Source organism: Ruegeria sp. HKCCA5929 (assembly GCF_013034525.1).
Taxonomy (GTDB): Bacteria; Pseudomonadota; Alphaproteobacteria; order Rhodobacterales; family Rhodobacteraceae; genus Ruegeria.
The window spans coordinates 44,406-59,689 of sequence record NZ_WQGE01000001.1 but is presented as its reverse complement, the minus strand read 5'-3'; the positions used below and the strand labels follow the sequence as shown (position 1 = coordinate 59,689).

Here is a 15,284-nt window from a genome sequence, read left to right as displayed (position 1 = left end):
CGGCCTTGGCGCATAAGAGGCGAGAGATGAGTTTTCTTGGGGTAGAGCAGTCATTGACAGGGCGGCGTTGGGTTGGTCCCAGCGCCGAGGTAGAGCGCGCTGCCGAGATGATGGCGCAACAGACCGATCTGCCACGCGCGGTGTGCCAGGTTCTGGCCAGACGCGGCGTGCCCGCGATGGAGGCACGCGGCTTTCTGGATCCCAAGCTCATGGAATTGTTGCCCGACCCGCGCGCGATGAAAGACATGGAGATTGCAGCGGCACGCTTTCTGGACGCCGTTCGGCATCGCCAGAAGATCGCAGTGTTTGCAGATTATGATGTCGACGGCGGCAGTTCCGCCGCGTTGCTGCTGGTCTGGTTGCGCCAGATGGGATTGCAGGCGACGCTATATGTGCCCGACCGGATCGATGAAGGATACGGCCCCAACGTGCCCGCCATGCAGGAACTGGCGGCGGCGCATGACTTGATCATATGCGTCGATTGCGGGACGCTTAGCCATGATCCGATCGCAGCGGCCAAGGGTGCAGACGTGATCGTTCTGGATCATCACCTTGGAGGTGAGACGCTGCCAGATTGCGTCGCTGTCGTGAACCCCAACCGTCAGGACGAAAGCGGCGATCTGGGATACCTGTGTGCTGCGGGCGTTGTGTTTCTGATGCTGGTCGAAGCCGGGCGCCAATTGCGTCAAGCAGGCGCGAAAGGCCCGGATCTGATGTCGATGCTGGATCTGGTGGCGCTGGCCACTGTGGCTGACGTCGCGCCTTTGATCGACGCCAATCGCGCTCTGGTTCGGCAGGGGTTGAAAGTGATGGCGCAGCGACAGCGCCCCGGCCTTGTGGCCCTGTCCGATGTTTCGCGCATGGACACCGCGCCGAACAGCTATCATCTTGGGTTTTTGCTTGGTCCTCGCGTGAACGCAGGCGGGCGGATCGGTCAGGCCGATCTGGGCGCGCGGTTGCTAAGCACAGAGTCCCTGCACGAAGCACAAGCTTTGTCCGAACGTCTGGACGCTTTGAATACCGAACGTAAGGACATTGAAAACGCGGTGCGCGCCGCTGCTGTGGAACAGGCCGAACACCGCGGCCTAGACGCGCCATTGGTTTGGGCGGCTGGCGAAGGCTGGCACCCCGGTGTGGTCGGGATCGTAGCCTCTCGTCTAAAGGAAACCGCCAACCGCCCTGCTATCGTGATTGGCTTTGATGGGGATGAAGGCAAAGGCTCGGGCCGGTCGGTTTCGGGCGTTGATCTGGGGGCCTCGATCCAGCGCCTTGCCGCCGAAGGGCTGTTGGTCAAAGGGGGCGGTCACAAGATGGCGGCGGGTCTTACCGTGATGCGCGACAAGCTTGAACCCGCAATGGAGCGCTTGAGCGAGTTGCTGGCCAAGCAGGGTGCCGGTCAGGGCGGCCCGGCCGATCTGAAGCTGGACGGCACGCTTATGCCCGGTGCAGCAACGGTTGATCTGATAGAACAGGTTGAACAGGCGGGGCCATTTGGGGCCAGCGCCCCTGCCCCACGCTATGCTTTGCCGGATCTGCAGGTGCGTTTTGCCAAACGAGTGGGGGAAACCCATCTGAAGCTTTCACTGGCCGATGGAATGGGTAGTGGCCTGGACGCAATTGCCTTTGGCGCGTTTGACAGCCCGATGGGCGAGAAATTGTCAAATCACGGCGGCGCACGCTTTCATTTTGCGGGTCGGCTTGAGGTGAACACATGGGGTGGACGACAATCCGTTCAACTTCGGCTGGAGGATGCGGCAGAGGCCAATTGATGCTCTGCGCCAGAGGCCCAAAAAACTTTCACATCCCTGCATTTTTCCGCTTGCGGGGGTCACGGTGAAACCGTAAAAGGCCCTCCACAAGCCAGCGTGGCCCGTTCGTCTATCGGTTAGGACGCCAGGTTTTCAACCTGGAAAGAGGGGTTCGATTCCCCTACGGGCTGCCACTTGTGCTTGTGCCACTACCAAATGGCCCGTTCGTCTATCGGTTAGGACGCCAGGTTTTCAACCTGGAAAGAGGGGTTCGATTCCCCTACGGGCTGCCATTTCCTTCGCTAACTTCCGAACTTTTCGCGACACAGGTCTTCGATCTGAGTCCAGATAGATTTGTATTCCGGTGTGTTTTCCGCTGCATAATGGAAGTTCTTCATCAACCCGGTCAGCTGCGTGAACACCTGCCGTACTTCGGCTTTGTCCGAAAAGGCCGCCGTGGATTGCGTGACATCATAGACAAGCTTGAACGTCATTTTCTGCCGCTCCAGCGGTACGGTCGCATCAACCTTGTCGAAGGCGTCCTGCTGCAGATAGACCATGTCAACAAACAGCGCTTTTTGCTGGGTGACAAAGTCTTCGATCGTGACACCCTCTTCCCCCGTGACCTGCATCATCTGGTCAACCTGTTCGCCCTTTTCGATCAGGGCGATCAGGTCGCGCACTTTATCCGTCCAGCCCGGTTCGGCGTTCTTGTCGTACCAATCCGACAACTGGTCGGTGTATCGAGACCAACTGAGCATCGGATCAACCGCCGGATAAAAGCGTTTGTAGGCACGCTCGGACGACAGGCCGAGGAAGCACTTGACCGTCGACAGGGTGGATTGGGTCACCGGCTCATCAAAATTACCGCCCGCAGGTGAAACCGTTCCGATCAGCGTCAGGCTGCCCAAATCACCGTCATTGGTTTTCAGGGCCCCTGCGCGTTCGTACAACCCTTTGATTGAGCTTTCCAGGTAGGCGGGGAACCCTTCCTCGCCGGGAATTTCCTCAAGCTTGCCTGATGTTTCCCGCATGGCTTGCGCCCAGCGGCTGGTACTGTCGGCGATCAGCAATACGTCATAGCCCATCTGGCGGTAGTATTCGCCCAAGGTAATGCCAGTGAAGATAGATGCCTCGCGCGCTGCAACCGGCATGGATGAAGTGTTACAGATGATTATTGTCCGATCCATTAGGCTGCCGCCCGTGGTTGGATCGGTCATCTTCGGGAACTCTTCGATGGTTTCCACCACCTCCCCTGCCCGTTCACCGCAGGCCACAACGATCACGATATCGACCTTTGCGTTCCGCGCGATTAGGTTCTGCAATACGGTCTTGCCTGCCCCGAACGGTCCGGGAATACATGCGGTTCCGCCGCGGGCAATCGGGAAGAAGGTGTCGATCAGACGTTGCGAAGTCAGAACAGGCTCGGTCGGATACAAGCGCTCGGACAAAGTGCGTTTCAGGATGTTTTCCGGCAATGGCCGTCGAACCGGCCATTTCTGCGACAGGGTCAGAGTATGCTCACCACCGTTCTCGTCTTCCAGACGGGCCACAATGTCATGGATCGTGGCCGCGCCCTTTTGTACCCAGACCACCTTGTATGTGCCGGACCAATTGAACGGCAGCATGATCTTGTGGCTGAAGTGGCCTTCGGGCACTGTCCCGATACTATCCCCGGCGGTTACTGTGTCGCCAACCTTGACCGAAGGCGTGAAGGACCATTTCGCCAGCTCATCCAAGGGCGCCACATCTGCACCGCGCGGCAGGAAGGTGCCAAATTCGGCGGCCACTTTGGGCAGAGGCGATTGCAACCCGTCAAACACCTGTCCCAATAGTCCCGGCCCCAGCTCAACCGACAGCAACTGTCCCGATTGCTCAACCGGATCGCCAACGGCCACACCGTCGGTACTTTCATAGACCTGTACGTCTGCGGTATCTCCTCGTACACGCAACACCTCGGCTTTCAGGCGTTCCTGACGCCCACCGGGACCGGGGCGCGATGGCAGGATGAACACCACTTCGTTTTTGACCAATTGGCCGGGCTGACCGGTCGCGTCAGGGTTGGCTTGTATTTGCACAAGCCCTTCCTGAACCGAGACGACCCGTGCGGTCGAGGTTTGCTTAGCTGAGGTTGGGGCTGTCATGCGCTTGCTCCCTCAAAATCAATATCGGCGACATCGGCCATGGCCTGCTGCGCCAGTTTCTCAAATCGCTTGGCCGCTTCCGTGGCGCTGCTTTGTGCCCAGCGGTCAAAAATGTTCCAGATTAGGACGTAGATTGCGACCGCCTCAAAATCGAACATGTGGCGGGCTGCGCGTCGCTTGAGTTGCTTTTGGCTGATCGACAAAAGCAGACGTTCCAGTCCAAGCGGATCTTCGTCTTCGAGCAATTGGTGCGCTTCTTTCAGCCACGGCATGGGCGTATCCAGCCCAAATGTAGGATCGGTCCAATGGGTTGGAATGTGGCGGCTCCATCGCCCGACACCGAATGAACCTGTAGGCGCGGGTTCTCCTCGTTTTCTCAGGCGCAGTGCTGCAACAACCGAGCGGAGTTCCATGCGTTCCATGAAGAGTTTGCGCAAGGTGGGCTGTGGGATGTCCTTCAACGCCTGTTTACAGCGCTGGATCGCCTGAACGTCTGTGACATCCATGTCATACGCGCTCCAGCTTAGTGTGTGTTCCAGCACATTCAGGACCTTGGCATCATCCGCTGTCAGAGCCGTCAACCGACGCTCGAGCCTGATACGCGAAAGCGGAGGCTGTTTGGCAACAAACAAGCGCTCCGACCCCGGAAGACTGCACATCAACGCGATATAGGCGTCCTGTTTTGACATCTCAGCGGATGACCCCTTCCAGTACGGCGCGGAACCGGGGTTGCAGATGTTCCATCAACAACGAAGCCACCGCCTTGTCGGTCAGGTCCAGAACCACCCCCTGATCTTCTGCCCGCACGCGGATACCTTCCTGATTGTCATCGGTTGTGTGTAGTTCAACATTCTCGCGCAGCATCTTCGCCGTCAGTCCAAGAACATACTTCGTCAACTTACCAGACTGAATGTCATCCGCGTTTTGCTTGATGTCCTCCTGTGTGGCGACCTTGACAGGCAAAATGACCTGAACCTTGCCGTGAAGATTGACCCCCTCACTGGCCCGACCGACAACCTCAAGTATCATTTGCCTAAGAAGCTCAGGATCGGACATCTCTTTGGTCACAAGGCGTTCAACGTCTTCTTTGAAGCGATCTGTCAAACCGGCCTTCATGGTCAGGACAGCGTCCCGCATCGCGGTGTTCAACGCCTCCTCACCCGCTGCACGGTAGTTGTCGGATTCTGTGCGGGCTTTCTTTTTGAACTCATCGGCTTCGCGTTTTGCGTCCGCCAGAATGTGCGCAGCCTCGGCCTTGGCGTCTTCGCGCAGCTTTTCGGCTTCGGCCTGACCTGCGGCAACCCCATCGTTGCGCAGCTTGTCGATCAGGGCATCAACGCCATGTGAAATTGCTCCGGTCTGTGCCATCAGCTGATCCCCGCACTAATGACCAAGGCGAATACAAAGGCAAAAACACCAAAGCCTTCGATGATCGCAGCCGGTGCGAGCGCGAGGCCAAAAATTTCGGGCTTTTCCTTGGTGGCGTTGATTGCCGCTGCACAGGCCCGACCTTGCCAGATACCGCAATACATCAGTGCAATGCCGGACAGGATGCCAATGCCGAACAGCCCCCCTGCGTTTTCCGGCGTCACAGCGCGGTTCAGGGTAAACATGATGACGATCCCATAGATCACCATCGTGGACGGAAAGGCCGAAACGCCGACGAAACGCCCGTAGCCGCCTTCGGTTTCTGTCATGGCTCCGATACTGGCCATCCCCGCAATCGAACAGCCAATGGCGCTTGCCGCAGCCCCCAACGCCATAGGCGCGTAGATGCCCAGCCAACCCAGTGTAAGAACAAGCTCATTCATTCCTGAACCTCCTTGCGGGCAAACGGACGAAAGACGATGCCTTCATCCGGCAGACCCCATTTAAAGAATTCGATGTAATTGAGACGTAAGCCGTGGACGACGCCGCTCATCATAGCGAGGGCGAAATTCAAAACGTGACCAATGATCAGGATCAGCAACCCAAACAGAATGCCCGGCCCCTTCAGCGCCTGCATGACGGAAACGGCCAGATCGTTGAACGTGATGGCCAACGATGCCGAAGCAAGGCCCAGCGCGAACAGGCGCATATAGCTGAGCACGTCGCCAAAAGCGCCCATTGCTCCGGCAAGGCTTTGCACGCCCTCAATCAGACGCCAGATCCAGTCTGTCGGCTTTTGGATGATCCGCTCGCTGGAAAACAAGACAATGGCCACAACGCCAAGGATCAGGATCGCCGACCCCGGCACAGGTGATTTGCCGTTCATATAACTGAGCCACAATACAAACCCGCCGATCAAAGCAGCAATCCAACCCAGATTGGCAATCGCCTTGCGTTGCCCCCATGCCGCGCGGGCCGCAAGTGCGTTGGCAAGAACCAGATGCAAGACGCCAACCACAATCGAGACCATCATCATGGCCCCGAAATTGTTCAAATCCAGTACCTTGAGCTTGGCAATGACCGACCCCTCGGGCGGAGCCACGCCAAAATAACTGCCAACCAAAATACCGTAAAGGATCGTCGCCCCCGAAATGATCAGCCCGTAAAGCCGCCAAGACCGTTGACCCGCAGTCGCGCCCATTCGCTTCCAGAACAGCAAAAGGCCCAGCAGGATTACGGCGCCGTATCCCGCATCTGCCACGATCATTGCGAAGAAGAACGCGAACGAGGCTGCGACGATCACGCTGGGGTCCCAATCCTTATAGCCAGGCACTTGATAAAACAGCGCCAAGTCCACAGCAGAACTACGTTTTTCAGGCTGTTCCAACAATGTGGGCGGGTTATCTTCCGGCCCCGGTTCTTCGATCAGAACTGCCGCATCTTTTGCTTTCGCCAACTCCAATACAGCATCCACCCGATCTTCGGGGACCCACCCCTGCACAGCAAACATCGCCTCATCGTCGCGCACCTTTTGCGTGGCATGGGCCAGTTCGGCGGCGCTTTCAGCTACGGACAGGTTCTGGCGCATCAAGGTCAGATAGCGGGTTTGCGCCACGCGCTCAGCCTCGAGCGCCTCAAGCGCGATTTCGGCTTCCTCCAGTTGCGCCTCAAGCTCGTGAATGGGCAACGAGCCCACATGTGTGCGCGGGATCGGAAGAATGTCATCGTCGGGTTCGTCGGGTGAGATCAGGACCGCGTAAAGAAACCGGTGATCTTCTTCCAAAATCGCCCAGGGCAATTTGACCTCTGACAGAGCTTCACGGTGTTTGAGTGGCAACTGATAGAACCACAGCCGATTGCCTGCCAAAACATCCGTTGGCGGGAAGTCCAGATCACCCCAGGGACGCACTTGGGCGATACGATGCGCCAGAAAATCCCGCCGGTCCATCGTATCCCGTGTGCGCTGCATGAGGTCAGTCACCTCATGCACAAAACGGTCCATGTCAAATTCGGGGTCTCGCTGAATCTGGCGCCGTGGCTCGGGAACTTCTGCGAGGAAACGCAACGCTTTATATGCTTCTCTTGCACCACGCTCGCTGATCTTTTCAGGTTCGTTTGGTGGCGGAACAAGCGGCAGAACATGCATACAGCCTAGGTCTTGCAGCGCCTCAAGCGTATCCGCCTTGTGCGCTGCAGGCCCGACCAGAGACATCTTCTTCAATCGCGCGACACTCATGTCAAAACCTCTCGCGCGTGTTTGCGTTTGGAGATTTTTGACCGCACGACCGCCTGCATCTGTTCGTCACTCAGATAGATGCGAATCTTCTTGATATTGGCCTTGGCGCGGGGGATCAGAACCTTTTCGAACAGGTTGACCCTCTGCGTAATCGTGGCCACGGCCTTGTCGAAAATACGCACGCGCTCCTCAGCGATTTTGACCCGCAGGCGCGCTTCGATCATGTCGTGCAACAACTGTGCGGAGGCATCAACCCAATGAGGTTTGGCCAGTACCGAATAAGGACGCACAACAACTTCGATCCGGTCAAGGTCAGGCATCTTGACGCCAACCACGTTGACCTCTTTGACCTTGTAATCCTTAAGCTCAACCAACCCGTCCAGATCGATACCCTGCTGGGCCAACATAGGAAGCTTTTCGCCCACCTGCTGCGCTAGGGCCTTAACCTCATGCTCAAGGCGTTTGACGTCCTCGCGCGCTTTCACCCGTTCGGCCATCAACTGCTGGCGCTTCAGGTCCAGCGACGGCAGGAACCGCTCATAGCTTTTCAGCTGCGTCTGCTGGCGGGCCAGCGACGATTTATTCAGCTGCAACCGCGCCATTGGCATCCTTCGGGAAATACTTGTCGATCAAGGCCTGCTTCATCAGCAACTGTTCCGGCGCAAAGCACTCGGCCAGCGTTTTCCAGCCAAGATCCAACGCGTCTTCAAGTGGGATCGAGACGTTAATGTCCATGAACCGCGACCGGAACAGGGCGCCAAACTTCAGCAACTGATGGTCGTAGTCAGACAAATCAAACGCCATCGCCTGTTTTTGCGCGGCATCGCGGCTTTCGGAATAGAATCGGATCATCGTATTCATAATCTGCCCGTGATCTTCGCGCGTGGTCTTGCCGATTACATTCTGCTTTAGGCGCGACAGGCTGCCGAACGGGTCAATCACGCCAGAGTGCAGATAGAACTGGCCTTCAGTAATGTAGCCGGTGTTGTCCGGCACTGGATGGGTCACGTCATTGCCGGGCATGGTGGTCACGGTTAGCACCGTGACCGATCCACCCTTGGCATAATCGCAGGCTTTCTCGTACCTGCGTGCCAGCTGCGAATAGAGATCACCCATATAACCACGCTGCGAGGGCACGCGTTCCTGACTTATCCCAACTTCTTTCATTGCATCGGCATAAGCTGTCATGTCGGTCAGCAGAACAAGCACGCGCTTGCCCTCTTCCACCGCGAATTTCTCGGCCACCGCCAAGGCCATGTCAGGGACCAACAGCCGCTCGACCAGAGGATCCATCGCCTGATTGACGAACATCACAGTGCGCGAGAACACGCCCGCATCCTCGAACGACGTCCGGAAGGTATGGTAATCATCAAAGATCAAACCCAGACCTCCGAAGACGACAATATCCGCATCCGCCTGGATACCGATTCGGCTGAGGAAGGCGTTGAAGGGTTCGCCCGAGACCGAAAAGATCGGGATTTTCTGGCTTTCGACCAGCGTGTTGAACACATCGATCATCGGTACATCAGTGCGGATCATCTTGTTTGGCACAGCCCGTTCCGCCGGATTCACGGTAGGACCGCCAATGTCGATTCGGGGTTCAGAAGACAAGTCTGGTCCACCGTCAATCGGCACACCCGCGCCATCAAAAACGCGCCCCAGAATGTTGGCCGAATACGGCGTTTGCATCGGATGGCCCAGAAAGGTCGCCGTCGCCTCGGTCGAGATTCCTTTGGTCCCGGAAAACACCTGAAGCGTCACAACATCCCGGTCGATGAAGATCGCCTGTGCCAATGTTTTACGGCCATCTACGGTCTCGATCACTGCAAGGTCGTTGAACCGAACCGCAGGGTTTCCATCGCCCTCGACCGGCACCCGAACCTTGATCGTGTCCCCCACAATTTCCAGAACTCGCGTGTACTTCAACAGGCTTCGGGACATTACACATCCTCGCTGGTTCAAGTTGTTTTTTGCAAACCGCGCCGCGTCGTTCACCGGCATTTTTTATAATAACAACCTCAGCTTACAACGAATTCACAATTTGGCAAATGAGTTCGATTTCACCCGCCCTCGGATGCCCGAGCGTCAATTACTAAAAATTTAGTTTGACACATGCGCGACAAATCGCTGATGCTGTCTGGCATCCGGTTACCGCCGGAAACCATAATCTTTGGGAGGAGACAGATGCGGAGACATCTACTTTCCGCAGTGGCGGCGGCTGCCGTCATTGCGGGGCACGGTTCTGCTTGGGCCGACGAAGCCGCAGCACAACGTTGGATCGACGACGAATTCCAGCCATCAACCCTGTCGAAAGACGAACAGATGGCCGAGATGCAGTGGTTCATCGAAGCTGCACAACCTTATGCTGGCATGGAAATCAACGTCCTGTCCGAGGGCATCCCGACCCATTCCTATGAGTCCGAGGTTCTGACCAAGGCGTTCGAGGAAATCACCGGCATCAAGGTAAACCACCAAATCCTCGGTGAAGGTGAAGTGGTTCAGGCTGTTCAGACCCAGATGCAAACGGGCCGGAACCTGTATGACGGCTATGTCAACGACAGTGACCTGATCGGTACGCACTCGCGCCTGCAACTCGCCTATCCGCTGACCGACATGATGGGCGGCGACTGGGCAGCGACAACCTCGCCGACTTTGGATCTGGATGACTTTATGGGCATTCAGTTCACCACCGGCCCGGACGGCAAGCTGTATCAGCTGCCCGACCAGCAGTTTGCGAACCTGTACTGGTTCCGTAAGGACTGGTTCGATGATGAGGCCAACAAGGCCGCGTTCAAGGAAAAGTATGGCTATGACCTGGGTGTTCCGGTCAACTGGTCGGCCTATGAGGACATCGCTGAATTCTTCACCAATGACGTGAAAGAAGTCGACGGCGTGACGATCTATGGCCACATGGACTATGGCAAACGTGCGCCCGACCTTGGCTGGCGCATGACCGACGCCTGGCTGTCGATGGCCGGTGCCGGTGACGTGGGCGAGCCGAACGGTGTTCCGGTCGATGAATGGGGCATCCGCATGGAAGCGGGAACCTGTAACCCTGTTGGCGCATCCGTATCGCGCGGTGGTGCAGCCAATGGCCCGGCTGCGGTCTATGCGATCCGCAAATGGGATGAGTGGTTGCGCGCCTATGCGCCTCCGGGTGCGGCGTCTTATGACTTCTACCAGTCGCTGCCAGCACTCAGCCAGGGCAACGTGGCGCAGCAGATCTTCTGGTACACCGCCTTTACCGCCGACATGGTGAAGCCGAAGTCCGAAGGCAACAACACCGTGGATGACGAAGGCACGCCGCTATGGCGGATGGCCCCCAGCCCGCATGGCCCCTACTGGGAAGAAGGCCAGAAGGTTGGTTACCAGGACGTGGGTTCGTGGACCTTCCTGAAATCGACCCCCGAGGATCGTGCTCAGGCCGCGTGGCTCTATGCTCAGTTCGTGACGTCCAAAACTGTTGACGTGAAGAAGTCCCATGTGGGTCTGACCTTCATCCGCGACAGCTCGGTCAATCACGAGTCGTTCACCGAACGCGCACCCAAGCTGGGTGGTCTGGTCGAGTTCTATCGCTCGCCTGACCGTGTGGCGTGGTCGCCGACCGGCATCAACGTTCCGGACTATCCGAAGCTGGCCCAGATCTGGTGGCAGCAGATCGGTGACGTGAATTCGGGTGCGTTTACCCCGCAAGAGGCGATGGACCGTCTGGCTGAGGAAATGGACATCACCATGGCCCGTATGCAGGCCGCGGATGAAAGCGCCGGTGTCTATGGCGGCTGTGGTCCGCGCCTGAACGAGCCGCAGGATCCGTCCTTCTGGTTGGAAAAAGCAGGTTCGCCTAAGGCCAAGCTTGAGAACGAAAAGCCGCAAGGCCAGACCGTCAACTATGACGAACTGGTTCAGCGCTGGCAGTCTCAGTAAGCCAAAAGCAACCGGGGGTGCCGCGTCAGGCATCCCCACCCCAATGCCAGTGCAATGCACTGAAGGACCGGAACTCACGGACATGATCGAACTTCAAGACGCCACCAAACGGGTTGGCAATGTCATCCATATCAAACCTACGAACCTGACGCTGCAGACCGGCCACTTCAACGTGCTGCTCGGCGCGACGGGATCGGGTAAGACCTCTCTGATCAAGATGATGGCCGGGCTGGACCCGATCGCCTCGGGCAAGGTCTTTATGGATGGGCAAGACGTGACCCGACTGAACACGCAAAAGCGGCAGATCAGCCTGGTGCACCAATTCTTCGTGAACTACCCGCATATGACTGTTTTCGACAACATCGCCTCGCCCCTGCGCGTGGCTGGCATGGCGAAATCCGAGATCGAAGGCCGTGTGGAAGAGGCCGCTGACCTGCTGCAACTGCGCCCCATGCTACACCGTCGCCCGCATGAGCTTTCGGGTGGGCAACAGCAACGCACCGCGCTGGCCCGCGCAATCGCAAAAGAAAGCCGCGCCGTGTTCCTGGATGAGCCGCTGGCCAACCTTGACTACAAGCTGCGCGAAGAGCTGCGCGAACAACTGCCCGACCTGTTCGCAGGACGCGGCGCAGTGGTGGTTTACGCCACCTCGGAACCCGAAGAGGCCCTTTTGCTGGGCGGATACACTGCCTTGATGGAAGATGGCCGCGTGACTCAATTCGGTCCAACTGCAGACATTTACCGCAACCCTGAAAACATCGCCGCAGCGCGCGTTTTCTCGGACCCGCCAATCAATGTCGCACGGATCACCGTAGCCGGTGCTCAGGCGCAGTTGGCCGGAGGCGGCGGATGGGCCGTCTCAGATATGGCTGATGGGGATTACATGGTCGCCGTGCGCCCGCACAGGGTGACTCCATATCGGACATCTGATGCAGATGTGGAACTGACAGGCCGAGTGATCGTGACAGAACTGTCTGGCTCGGATTCCAGTGCGCATTTTCGGCACGGATCGGATGACTGGGTCTCTCTGGCCGCTGGCGTGCACCCTTATCAGGTTGGTGAGGATCACAGTTTCTACATGAACCCGGCACATTGCCGGTATTTCAGCCAAGACGGCAAAAGGGTGGCCTGACATGGCACAGATCAAGCTTTCAAACCTACGACACAGCTACATGCCCGCGCCGAAAGGCCCCGAGGACTATGCGCTGAAAGAAATTGATGTGACCTGGCGCGATGGTGGGGCATACGCTCTGCTCGGGCCGTCGGGCTGCGGCAAGTCAACGCTGCTGAACATCATATCCGGCCTTCTTACCCCCTCGGAAGGTCGGATCCTATTTGATGACCGGGACGTGACGGCGCTGCCCCCCGATCAGCGCAACATCGCACAGGTGTTCCAGTTCCCGGTGATCTACGACACGATGACCGTGGGCGAAAACCTGGCCTTTCCGCTCAAAAATCGGGGCGTAGATGCAGCGACGATCAAGCGCCGCGTCGATGAGATTGCCGAGATGCTGGACGTCACGGATATGCTGAATACCCGCGCCAGCGGCCTTAGCCCAGACAACAAGCAGAAGATCTCGATGGGGCGCGGTCTGGTCCGTGATGACGTGAACGCGGTCATGTTCGACGAACCTCTGACAGTGATCGACCCGCATCTGAAATGGAAACTGCGGTCCAAGCTGAAAGAGCTGCACCAACGCGTAAAAGCGACGATGATTTACGTGACCCACGACCAGACCGAAGCGTTGACCTTCGCCGACGAAGTGGTCGTCATGCAAGAGGGCGAGGTCGTGCAGATTGGCACCCCGGTCGAGCTGTTCGAGCGGCCCCAACACACATTCGTCGGCCATTTCATCGGCTCACCAGGCATGAATGTTCTGCCCTGCGAGGCCAAGGGTGACCGCGCGGTCTTCGAAGGACACGAGGTCATGCTGGAAGGTCCAACCCTAGGCGAAGGTGGCCGCACCGATCTGGGTATTCGCCCGGAATACATAAGCTTTGGCGAAACAGGCGTCCCCGCGCATGTGACCAAAGTTGCGGATATCGGTCGTCACTATGTGGTCAGCGCCATGGTCGGAGACACGCCGGTAAAGGCGGTGGCGGAACACAACGCGCCCAACCCAGGCTCGCATGTCTTCCTGCAATTCAAACCAGAACAATCCCGCGTCTACCGTGACGGCTGGATCGCAACTCAGGAGCGGGCGCAATGAGAACGGAAAACCAAAAGGCCTGGTTCTTTGTCCTGCCAGTGCTGGCGCTGGTCGCGTTCAACGCGCTGGTGCCGATGATGACAGTGGTCAACTACTCGGTGCAGGAAACCTTCGGCAACAACCAGTTCTTCTGGGAAGGATTGGGCTGGTTCGAACAAATTTTACGGTCGGACCGGTTCCAAGCGGCCCTCGGTCGGCAATTCCTGTTCACCTTCCTGATCCTGATCATTGAGGTCCCTCTGGGCATCATCGTGGCACTGTCAATGCCACGCAAAGGCTTCTGGGTGCCGGTCTGTCTGGTCCTGATGGCGCTGCCCATGTTGATCCCATGGAACGTGGTCGGCTCGATGTGGAACATCTTTACCCTGCCCAAGATCGGCCTGCTGGGATACTTCTTGAATGATGTTTTGGGCATCAACTATGACATGACGCAACAGCCGATCTCGGCCTGGATCACTGTGATTGTCATGGATGTCTGGCACTGGACATCACTGGTTGTGCTGCTGTGCTACGCGGGCCTCGTGTCGATCCCGGATGCCTATTATCAGGCGGCCAAGATCGACGGTGCAAGCCCATGGTCGGTGTTCCGCTATATTCAATTGCCCAAGATGAAGACCGTCCTGACCATCGCCGTTCTGCTGCGCTTTATGGACAGTTTCAACATCTACACCGAGCCCTTCGTTCTAACAGGCGGCGGCCCCGGCAACTCAACCACCTTGCTGTCGATCGACCTTGTCAAGATCGCGCTGGGACAGTTCGACCTTGGCCCCGCAGCCGCGATGAGCCTGATCTATTTCGCCATCACGCTGCTGGTCTCTTGGGTCTTCTACACACTGATGACAAAGGATGACGCGGAATGAAAAAGCGGTCCCTTATCCCGATCCTCTATATCGCGTTCCTGATGCTGCCGATCTATTGGCTGGTGGCGATGTCCTTTAAGACAACGAACGAGATCTTGTCGGGTTTTTCCCTGTTTCCCCAGACCTTTACACTGGAAAACTACATCACCATCTTCACCGATCCGACGTGGTATTGGGGCTATGTCAACTCGATCATCTATGTGACGATTAACACGGTGCTGTCGGTCTGTGTGGCACTACCTGCGGCCTATGCTTTCTCGCGCTATCGGTTCTTGGGGGACAAGCAATTGTTCTTCTGGCTGCTGACAAACAGGATGGCACCGGCGGCGGTGTTCGCGTTGCCGTTCTTCCAACTTTATTCCTCCATCGGGTTGTTCGACACCCATCTGGCAGTGGCGCTGGCGCACACATTGTTCAACGTGCCGCTGGCAGTGTGGATTCTGGAAGGCTTCATGCGAGGCATCCCGAAAGAACTGGATGAGACGGCCTATGTCGATGGCTATTCCTTCCCGCGCTTTTTCGTGACGATCTTCCTGCCCAACATCAAAGCAGGCGTCGGCGTCGCAGCCTTCTTCTGCTTCATGTTCTCCTGGGTGGAAATGCTGCTGGCGAAAACCCTGACAGCCGTCGAAGCCAAACCCATCGCAGCCGTAATGACCCGCACCGCCTCAAGCGCGGGGTATGAGTTGGGCCTGCTGGCCGCCGCCGGGACGCTGACCATCATCCCCGGTGCCATCGTCATCTGGTTTGTCCGCAACTACATCGCGCGCGGTTTCGCGATGGGCCGAGTGTGA

General features: G+C 57.6%; 13 protein-coding genes and 2 tRNA genes. 8 read left to right on the top strand and 7 right to left on the bottom strand.

Annotation, left to right across the window (positions count from 1 at the left end):
- Window positions 1-26: 26 nt before the first annotated feature.
- From recJ to GOV90_RS00270, 3 genes are all read left to right on the top strand, one after another.
- Window positions 27-1,769: a single-stranded-DNA-specific exonuclease RecJ gene (recJ, locus tag GOV90_RS00280; protein ID WP_171089205.1), complete on the top strand. Its 1,743-nt coding sequence runs from the start codon at window positions 27-29 to the stop codon at window positions 1,767-1,769.
- A gap of 98 nt (window positions 1,770-1,867) precedes the next feature.
- Window positions 1,868-1,942, top strand: a tRNA-Glu gene (locus GOV90_RS00275).
- Window positions 1,943-1,966: 24 nt separating this feature from the next.
- A tRNA-Glu gene (locus GOV90_RS00270) sits at window positions 1,967-2,041 on the top strand.
- A gap of 9 nt (window positions 2,042-2,050) precedes the next feature.
- On the opposite strand, the gene GOV90_RS00265 is transcribed toward GOV90_RS00270, so the two are convergent.
- From GOV90_RS00265 to GOV90_RS00235, 7 genes are read right to left on the bottom strand one after another with little or no spacing between them, the layout of a single operon-like run.
- Complete coding sequence (locus GOV90_RS00265; protein WP_171089202.1) at window positions 2,051-3,892, bottom strand: V-type ATP synthase subunit A; 1,842 nt, start codon at window positions 3,890-3,892, stop codon at window positions 2,051-2,053.
- A complete protein-coding gene (locus tag GOV90_RS00260) occupies window positions 3,889-4,581 on the bottom strand; it encodes a hypothetical protein (RefSeq protein ID WP_171089201.1) in 693 nt (230 codons plus the stop codon). Before GOV90_RS00260 ends, GOV90_RS00265 begins: the two co-directional genes overlap by 4 nt.
- A 1-nt stretch (window position 4,582) precedes the next feature.
- Complete coding sequence (locus tag GOV90_RS00255) at window positions 4,583-5,260, bottom strand: hypothetical protein (protein WP_171089199.1); 678 nt, start codon at window positions 5,258-5,260, stop codon at window positions 4,583-4,585.
- Window positions 5,260-5,703 carry an ATP synthase subunit C gene (locus tag GOV90_RS00250; protein ID WP_171089197.1) on the bottom strand — a complete coding sequence of 148 codons (444 nt, stop codon included), beginning with the start codon at window positions 5,701-5,703 and terminating at the stop codon, window positions 5,260-5,262. The genes GOV90_RS00255 and GOV90_RS00250 overlap by 1 nt, the downstream gene beginning before the upstream one ends.
- The gene (locus GOV90_RS00245) at window positions 5,700-7,496 is read right to left on the bottom strand and encodes a V-type ATP synthase subunit I (RefSeq protein ID WP_171089194.1); all 1,797 of its coding nucleotides are present in this window, start codon (window positions 7,494-7,496) and stop codon (window positions 5,700-5,702) included. The genes GOV90_RS00250 and GOV90_RS00245 overlap by 4 nt, the downstream gene beginning before the upstream one ends.
- Window positions 7,493-8,098: a V-type ATP synthase subunit D gene (locus GOV90_RS00240; protein ID WP_171089192.1), complete on the bottom strand. Its 606-nt coding sequence runs from the start codon at window positions 8,096-8,098 to the stop codon at window positions 7,493-7,495. The genes GOV90_RS00245 and GOV90_RS00240 overlap by 4 nt, the downstream gene beginning before the upstream one ends.
- A complete protein-coding gene (locus tag GOV90_RS00235) occupies window positions 8,076-9,437 on the bottom strand; it encodes a V-type ATP synthase subunit B (RefSeq protein ID WP_171089191.1) in 1,362 nt (453 codons plus the stop codon). The genes GOV90_RS00240 and GOV90_RS00235 overlap by 23 nt, the downstream gene beginning before the upstream one ends.
- 243 nt (window positions 9,438-9,680) lie before the next feature.
- Here GOV90_RS00235 and GOV90_RS00230 point away from each other — a divergent pair, with 243 nt between their 5' ends.
- The 5 genes from GOV90_RS00230 to GOV90_RS00210 all read left to right on the top strand — a co-directional run bounded on the left by GOV90_RS00230 (window position 9,681) and on the right by GOV90_RS00210 (window position 15,284).
- The gene (locus GOV90_RS00230; protein ID WP_171089189.1) at window positions 9,681-11,420 is read left to right on the top strand and encodes an ABC transporter substrate-binding protein; all 1,740 of its coding nucleotides are present in this window, start codon (window positions 9,681-9,683) and stop codon (window positions 11,418-11,420) included.
- 82 nt (window positions 11,421-11,502) lie between these two features.
- Complete coding sequence (locus tag GOV90_RS00225) at window positions 11,503-12,552, top strand: ABC transporter ATP-binding protein (RefSeq protein ID WP_171089187.1); 1,050 nt, start codon at window positions 11,503-11,505, stop codon at window positions 12,550-12,552.
- 1 nt (window position 12,553) lies between these two features.
- On the top strand, window positions 12,554-13,630 hold the full coding sequence (locus tag GOV90_RS00220) for an ABC transporter ATP-binding protein (RefSeq protein WP_171089185.1): 1,077 nt from the start codon (window positions 12,554-12,556) through the stop codon (window positions 13,628-13,630).
- Window positions 13,627-14,490: a carbohydrate ABC transporter permease gene (locus GOV90_RS00215; RefSeq protein WP_171089183.1), complete on the top strand. Its 864-nt coding sequence runs from the start codon at window positions 13,627-13,629 to the stop codon at window positions 14,488-14,490. The genes GOV90_RS00220 and GOV90_RS00215 overlap by 4 nt, the downstream gene beginning before the upstream one ends.
- Complete coding sequence (locus GOV90_RS00210; RefSeq protein WP_171089181.1) at window positions 14,487-15,284, top strand: carbohydrate ABC transporter permease; 798 nt, start codon at window positions 14,487-14,489, stop codon at window positions 15,282-15,284. Before GOV90_RS00215 ends, GOV90_RS00210 begins: the two co-directional genes overlap by 4 nt.